The sequence below is a fragment of the Shewanella jiangmenensis genome, from assembly GCF_018596335.1.
Taxonomy (GTDB): Bacteria; Pseudomonadota; Gammaproteobacteria; order Enterobacterales; family Shewanellaceae; genus Shewanella; species Shewanella jiangmenensis.
Window position 1 is genome coordinate 63,936 of the sequence record NZ_JAHEPS010000008.1, and the last position, 15,662, is coordinate 79,597.

Below are 15,662 nucleotides of genomic sequence, written 5' to 3' on the forward strand. Positions count from 1 at the left end.
TCTTTAAGTTGGGCAACAACAGCAATAAAAGCAGTGTGTTGCCAATCTGTCGGAGAGCCAATTTGTCTGCCATGTCACTTAACGGGGCGCGTTTATCCCTCGAAGCCAAAATTCAGCGGCTTCGGGGTGCTGAGCATTGCGAGCCTCTGGTGCAGCTGATTGAAAGCGTCCCCGCGCTGCCGCTGATTTCGTGGCTGGCATCCCAAACCCTCTACCCGCGCATTTACTGGCATGGCCGCGATAAAGAAGACGAAGTGGCGGCCATCGGCGCGGCGGCCGACTTCTTGTTTGATGACCCGGTCAGCGATCAGCAGCTCGCCAACGTGTATCAACACCAACGCGACCTTAGCAGCAACCACAACATCCGCTATTACGGCGGCGTGGCGTTCGACCGTGACGTCAGCGGCTGGCCGGAATTTGGCCGCGCTCATTTTGTGCTGCCGCGCATGGAGCTGCGCCGCAGTGGCAAAGACTTTCAGCTTATTTTGAATCTGAATTTTGAAGGCCGCGACCGGCAAACGGAGTGCGATGCCGCGCTGGCGGCGCTGGAGCAGCTGCAAAAGCCCAGACCTCTGACACCACCCGGCAAGGTGCACCTGCTTGGCCGCAGCGAATATCCCGAGTTCCCCCGCTGGAAACAGCTGGTCGAACAGGTCACCGCCGGCAAATTCAATCAGCACACCCCCAAGGTGGTGCTGTCACGGCTGTCACAACTGGAAATCAATGAACCCATAGATCCCTGGATGGTACTCGCCTGCTGGCAGGGCCGCAGCCCATCAAGCTTTCAGTTTGGGTTTCAGTTTTCCCCTGAGCGCACCTTTATTTCCTGCTCGCCGGAGCGTTTGTACCGCCGCCGTCAGCAGGAGCTGTTTACCGAGGCGCTGGCCGGCACCACGGTGCGCGGTGTCAGTGTGGAGGAAGACAACCAACTGGCGCAGCAGCTGCTGGATGACAGTAAAAACAGCCATGAGAATCAACTGGTTCGACAGCACATTGTTGAGCATCTCGCGCCGCTGAGCAGTTACGTTGGCGCCGATGAATCACCCAAAATTTTTAAGCTGCCCCATATTCAGCACCTGCACCGCGCTATCCGGGCACAGCTCAAGCCCTGCATCAACGATTTTCAGCTGCTGCAGGCACTGCACCCCACCCCGGCCGTCGGCGGCTTACCGCGCGACAGTGCACTGAGCTTTATCCGTCAGCAGGAAGGTTATAACCGTGGCTGGTATGCCGGCGCCTGCGGCTATCTGAACAAGCATGAGAGCGAGTTTTCGGTGGCTATCCGCAGTGCATTGATTGAGCCCGGAAGGCTGAATCTGTTTGCCGGCGCGGGGATAGTAACCGGCTCAGACCCAGAGGCCGAATGGCAGGAGCTCGACAATAAACTTGCCACCATTCTGTCGATACTGGTTGAGCTCTAAGGCTTTTGCGACTTCGCTTTTAAGAATTTAAGCGCCTCAAGGCTTTAGCCCAAACTCGCATTGTTGGATGCGGTCATACAAACTTGCCCACTCATCCGGTCGATACGGATTGAAATTCAAGGTTTTGTAGAATTTCGATGCATCAAGGCTTTAGCCCAAGCTCCCTTTGGGTGCGGTCGTACATGCTTGCCTGCTCACCGCTGTCGATAAGCTCACGATGCGCCTGGTCAAAGTGCAGTTTAAGCGATGCGCCAAAAGGGGTGTCGGCAAAGCCGAAATACACCTCGGCGCTGATTACATCATCAAGAATTTCAAACTGCCGGTTGCCGATACGGCCAGCCGCCGCCTCTATACCCGGACGATAGTCGAGCACCGCATCGATACGGCCATCGTTTAAATTTCGCAGCATATCGTCAAGGCTGCTGGTTTCTTCATAATACATGGGTTCGGGGATGAGCCGATTAAAGCCATAGGCGAGATAGGCCTGCACCTTGCGCTGTGCGAGCGAATCCAGCCCGTGCCAGTCCCGCGCCATCGCAGGGGTCAGCGCAACATCCACTTTATCAAGTTCAACCGGCTCAGCGCTGTAAAGGCCGGGCGCCAAATCACCACGGTACAGGCCGAGTACCAGGTCGGCTTTGCCGTGCTTCACCAGCTGGATGCTGCGGGCAAACGGCACCACAGTGACCTGCAACTCCCAGTCCGGCGCCGGAAATGCGCGCCTGAGCAGGTCGAAGTAATAACCTTCACCCTCGGCATTGGCATAACCAAGCCAGGCGGCTGTCACCACGCGGATCTGCACCGGCTCAGCCTGAGCGTGGCTAGCCGGTACGAGGATGGTAAGGCAGCAAAATATCAACACGAATAACCGCTTAAACGTCAGCATGAACCCTCCTTCGCGGCGGTTTTGCAGTAACGACACTCAAATGCGAACCCAAAGCTGGCATCGTAACTGCGGATCTTAATTGTAGTGGATTGAGACAGAAGCGGTGATTTTGTGAGCTTTTCGCTTGCGTTCCGGCGCTTGATTCTTATAATTCGCAGCCCGCCACTGCTTTTGAGTAAAAGCTCGGCGTCAAACCGGCATCAGCCATTCCATCATTGCGGGTTCCCTCACCCCGCCAACCCAAATAAAAAGGTCACACTATGTTGCAATTGACTGACGCGCAGTTCAGACGCGCGCTTTTCCTGCTTGCGGGATTTCACATACTGGTGATTAGCGCCAGTAACTATTTGGTTCAACTTCCATTTCAGCTTTTTGGTTTCCACACAACCTGGGGCGCTTTCAGCTTTCCCTTTGTGTATCTGGCAACCGATTTGACCGTGCGCATCTTTGGTCAGCAAGCGGCAAGACGGATTATTTTCCGCGCCATGGTGCCGGCGCTGCTGATTTCCTACTTTATTGGCGTGCTGTTCCATCAGGGAGCCTGGCAAGGTTTTGCTGCGGCGGGTGAATTCAACAGCTTCGTATTCCGGATTGCACTGGCATCCTTCGCGGCCTACCTCTTTGGCCAACTGATGGACATTCGGGTGTTCGACCGCCTGCGCCAGAGCAGCCGTTGGTGGGTGGCGCCGGCCGCCTCGACAGTTGCCGGTAATCTGCTTGATACGCTGGTGTTTTTCAGTGTTGCCTTTTATGCCTCCAGCGATGCCTTTATGGCCGAGCACTGGGTCGAAATCGCGGCCGTTGATTACGGCTTCAAGTTGCTGGTGAGCGTTGGTCTGTTCCTGCCCGCTTACGGCGTATTGCTGAAATTGCTGCAGGAGCGCATCCTGCGCCGGGGCGACGACGGCCAATATTGCTGAATCAACTGGCCAGACCTGTTATAATCCGGCCAGTTTTTGTGCAGCCGCCCATTTATGGGCGGTTCTTATTTGGGAGAAAGAGATGTACTCCATTCAAATTCAAACCATTAGCCCTGTTACCCTGGCGGATGCCGCCCAGGCGGCCGAGCTGATGCGCCGCATTCCGGAATTTGATGCGCCGGTCAACGCCGACGCTATGCTGCAGCGCATTGGCACGGCAAAAGCCTTGCTGCTGCTCTGTTTTGTAGAAGGGGAACTCGCGGGTTTCAAACTTGGCTACGAAAAGGCTCCCGGCGAGTTTTATAGCTGGCTCGGCGGCGTTTGCCCTGACTATCGTCAGCTTGGGCTCGCCAAACAAATGCTCGACACCCAGGAGAACTGGGCAAAACAGCAAGGCTACCAGCAGCTTAAGGTGAAGACCCGCAACCGCTTCCCAGCCATGCTGACCATGTTGGTGCAAAATCGCTATCATATAGCCGCCATCAACAGCGACGGTCTGCCCTTGGCCGAGCACAAAATCAGTCTGCAAAAAGCACTGGTGTAACGGCTAAAAGCCAATCGAAAGTAGTGAAAGCGAATAAAGTGCTTGCAAACTCAATTGAGAATGATTATCGTTAACTTGCGTTCCAAAACTCATCCTGACTGAAGCGAAATTCTTCGGGTTATGGTGTTCCTGAGTTTGCAAAGCACGACATTGCTCACACTCTCTTTAGTGGCCGGGTTCATCACCCGGCTTTTTTTTATCTGTTACTTTTGCCACCAGCGTTAAGGCGCGGCAGTCTTTGTCTCTCACCCGCCTCTGAATCAATTCCGGCTTTGGCTTTGGCTTTGGCTTTGGCTTTGGCTTTGGCTTTGGCTTTGGCTTTGGCTTTGGCTTTGGCTTTGGCTTTGGCTTTGGCTTTGGCTTTGGCTTTGGCTTTGGCTTTGGCACTGAATCAAAGCTTTTATTTCAATTGGTTAGATAAGACTTTAGAATTGACAATGTAAAGATTGACGAAAAAGCAGCAAAGTCGATTGCAAATTAAATGAGAATGATTATTATTAACTCGCGTTCCAAAACTCATCTCCCACCGCTTCGCAGGGTTGGTGTCTCTGAGTTGACATGCACGACATTGCTCACACACACTTTGTGACCGGGTCTCCCGACCCGGTTCTTTTTTTATCTAAAAAGCAGTGCGTTGGGTGATTTCCTCAGGCTCTGCTCCCATCTGTGTTTCGTACACCCTTACCTAAGCTCGTTACCGAAGTTCACCGCTTTAGCGTTGCTCACGTTCTTGGCTTGGTCGCCCCAGCTATTCGCTTAAGCTCTTCACACAAGCTTTTGACTTCAGTTTTTCACTTGAATTCGGGTCTCAAATTCATCGCTTAAATGCGTAGCCGATCGCTTGGGCGTGTTACTGAGTTTATTGACGCGCTTATTGCTGCCACTATTGAAGCGATGCGTTACCCAGCATCAGCCCTTCATAGGGATTCTGCCCGCGCTCTTCCCGAGCCTTGTGGTACAAACCAATGGTAAATACCGTGCCCTTGCCCTGGGTTGAGCTGACTTCAATCGTGCCGCCTATGCGCTTGATGATGCCGTAGCTTAACGACAGCCCCAAGCCTGTGCCGTCCTTGCGGGTGGTATAAAAGGGGTCGAAGATCCGCCCAAGCAGCTCAGGCGCTATGCCGCAGCCTTCGTCTTCGATGTCAATTTTGACCCCGACCGGCTCGTCGCGTACGACCCAATCGCTGGTACGGATCCAGATCCGGCCCTTACCGTCCATCGCGTGGGCGGCGTTAACCACCAGATTAATCAGCACCTGCAGCAGCTGCGGCCGATTCACCTCAACCGGACAGCTGGCATTAAGCTCCTGAATAAGTACCACTTCCTGTCGCTTGATGGAGTGACGCACCAGCACCAGCATCTCCTCGATGATCGGCGTTATCTGATGCATCTCCAGCGGCGCATTAAATTCGCCCGGGCGGCTGTATTGCAGCAGGCTGCGAATAATGGTGCTGATACGGCCAACCTGCTGTATCACCAAATCGATTTCTTCATCCACCCGCCTGGCGTCGTCGCCAAGCTCTGAGCGCAACAGCTCCATATTGCCAAGGATAACAGCAGTGGGATTATTGATTTCATGGGCAATACCGGCGGTGAGCTCGCCAAGGGCGGTGAGTTTTTCGTTGGTCACCAGCTGTGCCCGGGTTTCGTTGAGCAAAGCAACGTTACGCTGCAGCTCTTCGGTCTTCTCCTGCAAACTGCGGGTGCGCTCCTCTACTTTCAGTTCAAGCTGCTCGGCCGCCGCCTGAATTTGAGTATTGCGCCGCTGCAGCAAGTCCAACATGCGGTCGAACTGCTCGGCGAGGTTGGCAAGTTCATTGTCTTTCTCAAGCCCCAGCTCACCAATGCGCACATTGCGGCCCGATTGCACCGCCTGCACCACATGGTGAATACGCTCGATAGGCTGCAGCAGACTGTAAGCGCCGCGGTACACCAACATGCCCGACACCAGGAGCACCAACATCAGAATGGTGCCAAGCTCTATGATGTTCAGCAGGTAGTTGTGAATAAAGGGCGCTTCTGAAAAGCCTGTGTAAATCATCCCGATACGCTCGCCGCGCACATCGGTTAGCGGCGCGTAGGCCGAGATGAACCAGTCGTTGTACACAAAGGCGCGGTCAACCCAGGTCTGGCCCTGGGTCAGCACCTTATGGCGCACCTCTTCCGACACCAGACTGCCCAGTGCCCGGCCCTTGTCTTCACCGTCGCGGGGGAAAAAATGCAGCGGCACGTTGGTGCTGATACGCACATTGTCCAAAAAGATGGTCACAGTGCCGATGGAGCGCTCGGGCAGCGTACCCTTGTCGTACACCAGATCGCGAATATGGTCGACAATGCGGATATCGCGGTTAAGCAAAATGCCGCCATCGAGATACCAGCCCACTGTGCCCGAGTCATCGGCGATGGGCATCAGGCTGCGGCTCAGCATGCCGCGGTCTTCCTGCTCGCGGTCGGGCGCATCGGCGCGTTGGGTTGGCAAGATTTCAAGCCGCGCCCGCTCGGCAAGCACAGGGTCAAGCCGCGCCAAACGCTTGGAAGAAAGCACCATCAGGCCAGAAAAGGGATCGCCCGACTTCACCTTGGGCAGCATGTGGCGCAAATCCGGATCGGCGGCGGCCTGCTCGACGCTGACCAGACGCAAAAAGTCGAGATCCAGCGATTCGCGCCGCTCGGCCAGATAATCTTCAAGCGCATGACTCGGGGCGGCCGCACTCGACAGTTCACGGCGAAAATGGCTCTGAAACTCCCAGGAGCCAAGCAGGTTTTCCAGCTGTTTTTCCTGCTGGCGCTGCACCTGCTCCAGGGTATTGTTGGCCACAGTCAGGTCGGCCTTCACCTTCATAAACAGCTGCTGCCCCGTGTAGCTGATGTTCCAGTAAATGGTGATAAACACCAGACTCACCAGGGTCAGCAAAATCGGCAACAGGGTCAGAATGAGAATGCGATAGCGCACCTTGGCCTGCATCTGGCGCCAGTCAACGCCAAAAAGCTGGGTGAAGAACGACATACTCAGTCCTCCTCACCGCTGTCAGTGTCGGTTCCAAACCATTCTTTGAACTTGCGATCGAGGGTCTTTCGCGACACCCCAAGCTCGCGGGCCGCGGCCGACTTATTGCCGCCATGGGCCTCAACGACCGCCAGCACATGGTGTTTTTCCACGTCCTTGAGCGGCCACTCCAGCGGATAACCAAACTGGCCCGGCTCCGGCGCCTTCACGCTTTGCTTCCAGTATTCCGCCGGCGGTTTACCCAGCAAAATACAGCGCTCAATCATGTTACGCAGCTCGCGGATATTGCCCGGCCACTCGTGCTGCTGCAATTTGGTCAGATCTTCATGGCTCCACACCAGCTCCCGCACCCCAAGCTCGGCGCCGAGCATGCGGGTAAAGTGATGGGTCAGCTCCACCACATCCTCGGGGCGCTCCCTCAGCGGTGGAATGCGGATTTCAAGCACATTGAGGCGGTAATAAAGGTCGCGGCGAAAATGCCCCGCTTCCACCTCATCGGCGAGTTTGCGGTTGGTGGCCGCGACCACGCGCACATCGATGGAGACTTCTTTTTCGCTGCCCACCGGCCGGATGGCTTTTTGCTCGAGGACCCGCAGCAGCGCAGTTTGCATCTTGAGCGGCATCTCGCCGATTTCATCAAGGAATATGGTGCCGCCGGAGGCAAAACTGAACAGGCCTTCCCGCGCGCCCTTGGCGCCGGTAAAGGAGCCGGCAGCATGGCCAAAGAGTTCGCTTTCGAGCAGCTCAGGCGCAATAGCGCCGCAGTTAACCGGCACAAAAGGTCCATGGCGGCCCGAGAGCTGATGCAGCTGACGCGCCACCAGCTCTTTGCCTGTACCGGATTCGCCTTCAATCAGCACCACGGCATTGGTGGGCGCGACCCGCGCTATGATGGACTTCACCTCCTGCATGGCGGCGCTGTTGCCTATGATGGTCGAGGAGTAACCGATAGACACTTCGCGGCGCAGCATCAGGTTTTCGCGCTTAAGCAAGCGCCGCTCAATGGCGCGGTCCACCGCCTTCATCATCTGCTCGAGGTGAAATGGCTTGAGAATAAAGTCAGAGGCACCGGCGCGCAGCGCCTGAATCGCCACTTCCATGTCGGCGTAGCCGGTCATAAAGATGATGTCGGAGCGGCGCTCTTCATCATTTAAGGCCTCATGCCACTCAATGCCGGAGCGGCCCGGCAGGCGAATATCCACAATCAGCAAATCAAAATGGCAACGGCTGCGCAGCTGCTCTGCCTCTTCAACGCTGCCGGCGGTTTCCACCAGGGCAAACTTTTTCGACAGGGCTTTATTGAGAAACGAGCGCATCCCCGGCTCATCATCAACTATGAGTACGGAAACGGCGGTCGGCAGGGGTTTGGCAACATCTGGCTGGTTCATCTTGTCTTCTTCTGGACATTTTGACGCAATATGCGTTCATTCTATCACCACCATATGGCCAATAGGTCACTATGGACCAGCCAAAATGGCGACTGGGACAATTTGTCTGGCGTTTTTTTGCTGCACTTGCGACCTGCTTCACACTTTGGTCTCAGGATTGTGAAGCAAATCCCTATATATTCGTTGGCATTCAAATTGCTAAACAGCAGGCAGCCGCATCCGGTACGCGCCGGTTGCAACACTTAAAGGCATGGACGTACGCCAAGGAGATACAATGTTCAGCAGCAAACACCTGTTAGGAGCCACACTCGCCGCCCTTATCAGCATCACCCCGGCCCACGCCGAAGAAGTGATAAAGCTTGCTACCACCACCAGCACCGAAAACTCAGGCCTGCTGAAGGAGCTTCTGCCCGCCTTCGAATCCCTGAGCGGTTACAAGGTTCAGGTGATTGCGACCGGCACCGGCAAGGCGCTGGCTCTGGGCCGTCAGGGCGATGTGGATCTGGTGATGACCCACGCCCCCGCCGCTGAAGCCAAGTTTGTTGAAGAGGGTTTTGGCAGTGAGCCGCGCGGCATCATGGAAAACGACTTTGTGATCCTCGGCCCCCAAAATGACCCGGCCAAAATCAAAGGCAGCGCCAATGCCGAAGAAGCCTTTGGCAAGATTGCCGCCTCAGGCGTACCTTTTATCTCCCGTGGTGACGACTCAGGCACCCACAAAAAAGAACTGGAAATCTGGGCTGCTGCCGGGGTTAAACCCGAGTTTAAAGGCTACACCTCTGTGGGTCAGGGCATGGGCAAAACCCTGCTGATGACCAATGAGCTGCAGGGCTACACCCTGTCCGACCGCGGCACCTACGTGGCCTACAAGGGCAAGCTGGATTTGGGTGTGGATTTTGATGGCGGCGCCACTTTGGCTAACCCCTATCAGGTGATCCTGATTAACTCTGCCAAGTTCCCTAACCTTAATCACAAGGGTGCCAAGGCGCTGAGTGACTGGCTGATCAGTGCTGAGGGACAGCAAAAGATCAATGACTTCAAGGTACAGGGAGAGCAACTCTTCAAGGCTACCTATCGTCAATGAATGAAGGCTGGTTTGCATTAATACAGCAGGCCCTCGGCCTGCTGTTTTCCCTCGATAAGGACGTTTGGTCCATCATCTGGGTGTCGTTCGGCGTATCGCTGGCGGCGCTGCTTATTACCCTGCTACCGTCGGTGCTGCTGGGCTTTGTGTTGGCATTTACCCAGTTTCGCGGCCGCAATTTTGTGCTTAATCTGGTGCAAACCCTGCAGTCCATCCCCACCGTGGTGATTGGGCTCTTGGTGTATTTGCTGCTTTCACGCATGGGCCCCCTTGGCGACCTGCGCTGGCTGTTTACTCAAAAGGGCATGATTTTGGGGCAGATGTTGATTTGCGCCCCGGTGCTGATTGCCATGAGCCAGGCCGCCTTTACCAGCGCCGACCGCCGCGCCTGGGAAACCGCCCTCACCCTCGGCGCCTCACTGCCACGGGCAATTATGATGGTCTGCCGTGAGCTGCGCGGGCCACTGCTGCTGGCGGTTATCGCCGCCTTTTCGCGGATTGTAACTGAAGTCGGCTGCTCCATGATGGTGGGCGGCAATATCGAGTATGTCACCCGCAACATCCCCACCGCCATTGCGCTTGAAACCAGCAAGGGCGATTTTGCCCAGGCCATCGCCTTAGGGCTGGTGCTGCTGTTTCTGGCGATTATTATGAACTTTGCCCTTGGCAGCCTGCGCGGCAAAAACCAAGTAAGGAGTCACTGATGGCAAGCATTATAGCCCGTGATCTGGGCATGCAATTCCAGCAGCGGCAACTGTTCAGCGGCGCCAATCTGCACTTTGCCGAAGGCGACTGTATTTATTTAATGGGCGATAACGGCAGCGGCAAAACCACGCTGATGAAAATTCTTGCCGGGCTGCAAACGCCAAGCAGCGGCAGTGTCAGCGCCGAAGGCTTTGCCACCAAAAAGTTGTGGCAAAAAAATACCCTCAATGGCTGCGCTGTATACCTGCATCAGCATCCGTATCTGTATGACGGTACAGTCAAAGACAATCTAAAGCTGGCACTTGAGTTAGCACCGGCTGATAGCGCAGGCAGCGCCATCGCCGAGGCGCTGGAACTTGCCAAACTCGGCCATCTGGCCAAAAGCCAGGCGAGTCATCTTTCCGGCGGCGAGCGCCAGCGCCTTGCCATCGCCCGCGCCTGGCTGCTTAAGCCAAGGCTGCTGATGCTGGATGAGCCCGTGTCCAACATGGACAAAGAATCCCGCGAGCTGGTGCTGGCCATGACGGCCAGGCTTAAAGCCGATGGCACCGGGCTGTTGATTGCCAGCCACCAGCATGGCCAGCTCACTGCGCTGTGCACCAGTCGATGGCTTATTCAGGATGGCCGTATCGCCACCAATCTTGATATTCGTTTCACACCTTCACAGGAAACCCACTATGTCCTTGCGAATTGATGCTGTGATCCTTGCCGGTGGCCAGGCCCGACGAATGGGCGGTCAGGACAAGGGACTTGTCGAATTAATCGGCAAACCCATGATTGAGCACGCCATAGACCGCATCCGGCCGCAGGTTAAGGAGATCCTGATCAACGCCAACCGCAATCAAAGTCGGTATGCTCTGTACTCAGACACAGTCTTTGGCGACGACGACAGCGGCTTTTTGGGGCCACTGGCAGGCATGGTCGCCGCCATGGGTAAAACCCAGGCCGACCTCTTGTTGGTAGTGCCCTGCGACTGCCCTTGCCTGCCAACAGATTTGGTACCTAGGCTCAAGGCCGCCATGGACGCCGCCGATGCCGATGTAGCCGTCGCCAGCGATGGCGAGTACGAGCAGCCGGTCGTGATGCTGCTCAAGCCAAGCCTTCGCGATTCGATGAAGGCATTTTTGGATGCCGGTGAGCGCAAAATCGATTTTTGGTACGCCAAACACAAGGTAGCGGTGGAGTCCTTTGCCGACCAGCCCAATGCCTTTGTAAACGTCAATACGCCAGAGCAAGTAGAACAATTAACCCAGGCGCTGACTCAGTAAATTTTCAGAGGTGAGCATGACCACAGCCTTCCACAATCCGCTGCCCATTCCGGTTCTGGGCTTTTGTGCCTACAGCGGCACCGGCAAAACCACCCTGCTGCTGAAGCTTATTCCTGAGCTCAATCGTCGCGGCCTCAGGCTTGCGGTTATCAAGCATGCTCACCACAATTTTGAGGTGGATGTGCCCGGCAAAGACAGCTACGAGCTGCGTAAAGCCGGCGCCCGCCAGATGTTGGTTGCCTCACACGTACGCTGGGCGCTGATGACCGAAGATACCCGCGACTCAGACCCAGAACTCACCCACCTGCTTAAGCAAATCGAAGCCGACAAGGTCGATATAGTACTGGTCGAAGGCTTTAAAAAGCTCGCCCTGCCAAAGATTGAGCTGCACCGCGCCGCCCACGGCAAGCCATTTATCCATACCGAAGATCCCAACATTCTGGCGGTGGCCTGCTGTGACGACACAGTGTTACCCGGCGACACCCCAAGGCTTGATATCAACAACGTCAGCAATATCGCCGACTTTGTCGAAAACCATATCCGCAACTGGTGTCCGGCGGCGCCTGCGCTGCCAATTGCGCCAAGCTGCGGCTGCGAAGCCGACATGAGCCAAACCCTGTCGGTGCGTCAGGGGCTGGATGCCATTCTGTCAAAGGTGCGCCCGCTAACTGACACCGAGCTGGTGTCACTGGACGAACTCGATGGCCGTGTGCTCAACAAAGATGCGATTTCCCCGGTGGATGTGCCCCAGCAAACCAACTCGGCAATGGATGGCTTTGCCTTTCGCTTTACTGAGCCCATGCCTGAGTCGCTGTCTATCATCGGCAGCTCGTTTGCGGGCCACGGCTTTGATGGCACCGTTGGCCCAGGAGAAGCCGTGCGCATTATGACCGGCGCGCCGCTGCCAGCCGGCGCTGACTCGGTGCAGCCGCGGGAGATGGCCGACGATAAGGGCGACAACGTGAGCCTCATTGGCAAACTGACCCTTGGCCAGCACGTGCGCCTTGCCGGTGAAGACATAGCCGAAGGCTCGGTGGCACTGCCCGGCGCCAGCCGTATCGATGCCGCTGCTACCGGTCTTTTGGCATCCCTTGGTTTTGACAAGGTAAAGGTGAATCGCCGCCCACGCATCGCGGTATTTTCTACCGGCGATGAAGTCTCGGCGCCGGGCGATGAGCTTAAACCCAGCTGCATTTACGACTCCAACCGCTTTACCATCAAGGCCATGGCCAAACGCCTCGGCTGCGAAGTCATCGACTTAGGCATTATCGAAGACAGCGAAGCGAGCCTCATCGCGGCGCTCAAAGACGGCGCCAGCCGCGCCGATGTGGTGATAAGCTCCGGCGGCGTATCGGTGGGCGATGCCGATTACATCAAGACTGCGCTGGCCAAACTTGGTCAGATTGGCTTTTGGCGTATCAACATGCGCCCCGGCCGTCCGCTCGCCTTTGGTGAAATAGCGAAAGGTGAAATAGACAAGGCACTGTTTTTCGGCCTGCCCGGCAATCCGGTGGCCGTGATGGTGTCCTTCCTGCAATTTGTGCAGCCGGCGCTGCGCAAACTCGCCGGCGAAAAGTCCTGCGAGCCCAAGTTCATTCCGGCCATCACAGATGAGCCGCTGCGAAGCCGCACCGGCCGCACCGAGTTTTTCCGTGGTATTTACCGCCTCGGTGACGATGGCCGCCTGCACGTGAAAACCACAGGCGCACAGGGCTCGGGCATGCTGAGTTCCATGGTCAAGGGTAACTGCCTGATTGTGATTGGCGAGCCGGATGAACATCTGCCCGCGGGCAGCACGGTTTACATCCAGCCCTTCGCCGATTTGCTCTAAGGTCGCATCATGCAAACCCTTTGCGACAGTTTTGGCCGGACGGTGGAGTACCTGCGCCTGTCGGTCACCGACCGCTGCGATTTTCGCTGCGTTTACTGCATGGAAGAAGAGCCCTGTTTTTTACCCAAAGAGCAGGTGCTTAGCCTTGAAGAGCTGGCGCTTATCGGCCGCGCCTTTACCGAACTTGGGGTGAAAAAAATCCGCCTCACCGGCGGCGAGCCGCTGGTGCGCAGCGACTGCGAAGCCCTGGTACGGGAACTTGGCAATTTACCGGGGCTCGACGACCTGTCGATGACCACCAATGGCTCGCGGCTTGCCAAACTCGCACCTGCGCTGAAAGCCGCCGGTCTTAAGCGGCTTAACATCAGTCTGGATACCTTAAAGGGCGAGCGTTTCTCGGCGCTGACCCGTAATGGCAAGCTTGAGCGGGTCGTGGCAGGCATAGATGCCGCCATTGCCGCCGGCTTTAAACGCATCAAAATCAACTCGGTGATTTTAAAAGACCAGAACGACGATGAAATACTCGATCTGCTGGAGTTTTGCCGCAGCCGCAAACTCGATATCGCCTTTATCGAAGAAATGCCGATTGGGATGATGGATGAGCGGGAGTCATCCCGCCACTTATCCAGCGACACGGTGCGAGCCATAATAGAGACCCGCTATCCGCTTGAGCTTTCAGACAAACGCACCGGTGGCCCGGCGCGCTATTACCGGATGAGCGACAGTCCAATCCATGTTGGCTTTATCTCGCCCCACAGCCATAACTTTTGCCACGAATGCAATCGGGTGCGGGTTACCGTGGAAGGCAGACTGCTGCTGTGTCTTGGCAACGAGCATTCGGTGGATCTCAAAGCCGTACTGCGCCAGCATCCCGGCGATGTTGAACGCCTTAAGGCAGCCATCAGCGCCGCCATGCCACTCAAACCGCGCGAGCACAGGTTTGATACAGGTGAAGTGCAAATCCTGCGCTTTATGAACGCCACCGGCGGCTGAACCTTAAGCCGTTGCCATGTTACACTCAGTGCCAGCATCACGCTGGCACTGTGTTTTTATGGGGTGAGACTGCCATGGCTCTCAAGCGCCGAACCTGGAATAACATCATTATCATCGCCTGCATCCTTATGGTGTCGGTGCTGACCTTGCTCGATAAGCAGATGAACGGCATGCCGGACGACGCGGCGCCGCTGTTCGATGACACCACGCCCCTGACCTCACTGCAATTGGATGGCCTGTCCCTTGAGCGCACAGACGGGCGCTTTGTGTGCGATGAGGGCATCAGCAATTGCGACGCATGGGGCAAGGCCTGGCTTGGGCTTAAGGTTTCGCCGCTCAGTGAAGCTCCTTTGGCCACAAGCGATCCGCGCGAGTTGGTTATCCGTATTGGCGAGCGTGAGCCGCAGGCATGGCTGTTGTTTGACGAAGGAATACTGAAATCTCCCCAGGGGCGCTGGTATCTGGTGCCGCCAAGCCTGCGTGCGGCAATCGAGCCCAAGCTTACAAGCTCACACTGACTCTTTGTCATGTGCGGAATCTTGGTCATGTGCGGAATCTTGGTCATGCACCGAATATTGATTACGCACAGAATATTAGTCACGCACTGAATCATCATTCGCTGACGTTTTATCTGATTAGCAGGAACACCCATGCCAGAATTACCGGAAGTAGAAGTCACCCGTCAGGGAATTGCGCCGCACCTTGAAGGCAATGTGGTTGACGCCCTGATAGTCCGTAACGCCAGCCTGCGCTGGCCTGTGCCTGAGCTTGCCCAGCGCATCGTCGGCCAAACCATTCGCGCCGTGCGCCGCCGCGCCAAATACCTGCTTATCGACACAGACGCCGGCACCAGCATAGTGCATCTGGGCATGTCCGGCAGTTTGCGGGTACTGCCCAAAGACACGCCAATTGAAAAGCACGATCATATTGATTTGGTGCTGCAAAATGGCCGAGTGCTGAGGTTTAACGACCCGCGCCGCTTTGGCGCCTGGCTTTGGTGCGAGCTGCCGGAAGAAGCCCATCCGCTGCTTGAGAAACTCGGCCCTGAGCCGCTGTCAGCGGCCTTTCATGCCGATTACCTTATTGCCGCACTCAAGGGCAAGAAAAAGGCCATCAAGCTGTGCCTGATGGATAACGCCATCGTCGTGGGTGTGGGAAATATTTACGCCAACGAGGCGCTGTTTGCCGCCGGTATCCATCCCGAGGCCGAAGCCGGCAAGGTGGATGCAGAGCGCCTGACAGTACTCAGTGCCGAGGTAAAAACCATTCTCGCCCACGCCATCAAGCAAGGCGGCACCACGCTTAAGGACTTTACCAATGCCGATGGTAAACCGGGCTACTTTGCCCAGAAGCTGCATGTGTATGGCCGGGGTGGCGAGCCCTGCAGCGAGTGCGGCCATCTCTTGTCTGAAATTCGCCTCGGGCAAAGGACGACCGTGTTTTGCGCACTCTGCCAGAAGAAATAATTTCATCTGCATTTGCGGCAAATCATGATATAGCAATATTACAGGTGAATATTATTAACCTATAACAGCTTTACCGCGAAAAAGCCGACTTCCATAGAACAAAAGCATACTGGAGCGCAGCCGGTACACTTCCTATAATGGCGCTC

At 56.1% G+C, this 15,662-nt stretch carries 15 protein-coding genes; 12 read left to right on the forward strand and 3 right to left on the reverse strand.

Features of this window, described 5'->3' with window-relative positions:
• The first annotated feature begins 62 nt into the window (after positions 1-62).
• Positions 63-1,421, forward strand: coding sequence for an isochorismate synthase (locus KJI95_RS16600; protein ID WP_250885907.1), 1,359 nt, complete (start codon positions 63-65; stop codon positions 1,419-1,421).
• A gap of 142 nt (positions 1,422-1,563) precedes the next feature.
• Here the strand turns inward: KJI95_RS16600 and KJI95_RS16605 are convergent, their stop codons facing one another.
• A complete protein-coding gene (locus KJI95_RS16605) occupies positions 1,564-2,307 on the reverse strand; it encodes a substrate-binding periplasmic protein (RefSeq protein WP_214508318.1) in 744 nt (247 codons plus the stop codon).
• 260 nt (positions 2,308-2,567) lie between these two features.
• On the opposite strand from KJI95_RS16605, the gene KJI95_RS16610 reads away from it, so the two are divergent.
• From KJI95_RS16610 to KJI95_RS16620, 3 genes are all read left to right on the forward strand, one after another.
• The gene (locus KJI95_RS16610) at positions 2,568-3,227 is read left to right on the forward strand and encodes a 7-cyano-7-deazaguanine/7-aminomethyl-7-deazaguanine transporter (protein ID WP_214508319.1); all 660 of its coding nucleotides are present in this window, start codon (positions 2,568-2,570) and stop codon (positions 3,225-3,227) included.
• An 82-nt stretch (positions 3,228-3,309) separates the two neighbouring features.
• Entirely contained in the window at positions 3,310-3,771 is a 462-nt protein-coding gene (locus KJI95_RS16615; protein ID WP_214508320.1) for a GNAT family N-acetyltransferase, read from the forward strand.
• 278 nt (positions 3,772-4,049) lie between these two features.
• Entirely contained in the window at positions 4,050-4,214 is a 165-nt protein-coding gene (locus KJI95_RS16620; RefSeq protein WP_214508321.1) for a hypothetical protein, read from the forward strand.
• A gap of 440 nt (positions 4,215-4,654) precedes the next feature.
• Here KJI95_RS16620 and KJI95_RS16625 read toward each other — a convergent pair whose 3' ends face one another.
• Entirely contained in the window at positions 4,655-6,781 is a 2,127-nt protein-coding gene (locus tag KJI95_RS16625) for a sensor histidine kinase (RefSeq protein ID WP_214508322.1), read from the reverse strand.
• A 2-nt stretch (positions 6,782-6,783) separates the two neighbouring features.
• The gene (locus KJI95_RS16630) at positions 6,784-8,169 is read right to left on the reverse strand and encodes a sigma-54-dependent transcriptional regulator (RefSeq protein WP_214508323.1); all 1,386 of its coding nucleotides are present in this window, start codon (positions 8,167-8,169) and stop codon (positions 6,784-6,786) included.
• Positions 8,170-8,443: 274 nt separating this feature from the next.
• Between KJI95_RS16630 and KJI95_RS16635 the strand changes: the two genes are divergently transcribed.
• From KJI95_RS16635 to mutM, 8 genes are all read left to right on the forward strand, one after another.
• The gene (locus KJI95_RS16635) at positions 8,444-9,253 is read left to right on the forward strand and encodes an ABC transporter substrate-binding protein (protein WP_214508324.1); all 810 of its coding nucleotides are present in this window, start codon (positions 8,444-8,446) and stop codon (positions 9,251-9,253) included.
• Positions 9,250-9,957 (forward strand): ABC transporter permease, encoded by a 708-nt coding sequence (locus KJI95_RS16640; RefSeq protein WP_214508325.1) that lies wholly within the window; start codon positions 9,250-9,252, stop codon positions 9,955-9,957. Before KJI95_RS16635 ends, KJI95_RS16640 begins: the two co-directional genes overlap by 4 nt.
• Positions 9,957-10,652 (forward strand): ABC transporter ATP-binding protein, encoded by a 696-nt coding sequence (locus KJI95_RS16645; RefSeq protein WP_214508326.1) that lies wholly within the window; start codon positions 9,957-9,959, stop codon positions 10,650-10,652. Before KJI95_RS16640 ends, KJI95_RS16645 begins: the two co-directional genes overlap by 1 nt.
• Positions 10,636-11,226, forward strand: coding sequence for a molybdenum cofactor guanylyltransferase MobA (gene mobA, locus KJI95_RS16650; RefSeq protein ID WP_214508327.1), 591 nt, complete (start codon positions 10,636-10,638; stop codon positions 11,224-11,226). The genes KJI95_RS16645 and mobA overlap by 17 nt, the downstream gene beginning before the upstream one ends.
• Before the next feature lie 16 nt (positions 11,227-11,242).
• Complete coding sequence (locus KJI95_RS16655) at positions 11,243-13,057, forward strand: bifunctional molybdopterin-guanine dinucleotide biosynthesis adaptor protein MobB/molybdopterin molybdotransferase MoeA (RefSeq protein WP_214508328.1); 1,815 nt, start codon at positions 11,243-11,245, stop codon at positions 13,055-13,057.
• A 9-nt stretch (positions 13,058-13,066) separates the two neighbouring features.
• A complete protein-coding gene (gene moaA, locus KJI95_RS16660) occupies positions 13,067-14,050 on the forward strand; it encodes a GTP 3',8-cyclase MoaA (protein WP_214508329.1) in 984 nt (327 codons plus the stop codon).
• A gap of 74 nt (positions 14,051-14,124) precedes the next feature.
• Positions 14,125-14,568: a hypothetical protein gene (locus KJI95_RS16665; RefSeq protein ID WP_214508330.1), complete on the forward strand. Its 444-nt coding sequence runs from the start codon at positions 14,125-14,127 to the stop codon at positions 14,566-14,568.
• Positions 14,569-14,700: 132 nt separating this feature from the next.
• Positions 14,701-15,516 carry a bifunctional DNA-formamidopyrimidine glycosylase/DNA-(apurinic or apyrimidinic site) lyase gene (mutM, locus tag KJI95_RS16670; RefSeq protein WP_214508331.1) on the forward strand — a complete coding sequence of 272 codons (816 nt, stop codon included), beginning with the start codon at positions 14,701-14,703 and terminating at the stop codon, positions 15,514-15,516.
• Positions 15,517-15,662: the final 146 nt, after the last annotated feature.

Coding starts and splice junctions, on each gene's coding strand:
- KJI95_RS16605 (WP_214508318.1), bottom strand. CDS start 2,307: ATGCTGACGTTTAAGCGGTTATTCGTGTTGATATTTTGCTGCCTTACC.
- mobA (WP_214508327.1), top strand. CDS start 10,636: ATGTCCTTGCGAATTGATGCTGTGATCCTTGCCGGTGGCCAGGCCCGA.
- mutM (WP_214508331.1), top strand. CDS start 14,701: ATGCCAGAATTACCGGAAGTAGAAGTCACCCGTCAGGGAATTGCGCCG.
- KJI95_RS16610 (WP_214508319.1), top strand. CDS start 2,568: ATGTTGCAATTGACTGACGCGCAGTTCAGACGCGCGCTTTTCCTGCTT.
- KJI95_RS16655 (WP_214508328.1), top strand. CDS start 11,243: ATGACCACAGCCTTCCACAATCCGCTGCCCATTCCGGTTCTGGGCTTT.
- KJI95_RS16625 (WP_214508322.1), bottom strand. CDS start 6,781: ATGTCGTTCTTCACCCAGCTTTTTGGCGTTGACTGGCGCCAGATGCAG.
- KJI95_RS16635 (WP_214508324.1), top strand. CDS start 8,444: ATGTTCAGCAGCAAACACCTGTTAGGAGCCACACTCGCCGCCCTTATC.
- KJI95_RS16615 (WP_214508320.1), top strand. CDS start 3,310: ATGTACTCCATTCAAATTCAAACCATTAGCCCTGTTACCCTGGCGGAT.
- moaA (WP_214508329.1), top strand. CDS start 13,067: ATGCAAACCCTTTGCGACAGTTTTGGCCGGACGGTGGAGTACCTGCGC.
- KJI95_RS16640 (WP_214508325.1), top strand. CDS start 9,250: ATGAATGAAGGCTGGTTTGCATTAATACAGCAGGCCCTCGGCCTGCTG.
- KJI95_RS16645 (WP_214508326.1), top strand. CDS start 9,957: ATGGCAAGCATTATAGCCCGTGATCTGGGCATGCAATTCCAGCAGCGG.
- KJI95_RS16665 (WP_214508330.1), top strand. CDS start 14,125: ATGGCTCTCAAGCGCCGAACCTGGAATAACATCATTATCATCGCCTGC.
- KJI95_RS16630 (WP_214508323.1), bottom strand. CDS start 8,169: ATGAACCAGCCAGATGTTGCCAAACCCCTGCCGACCGCCGTTTCCGTA.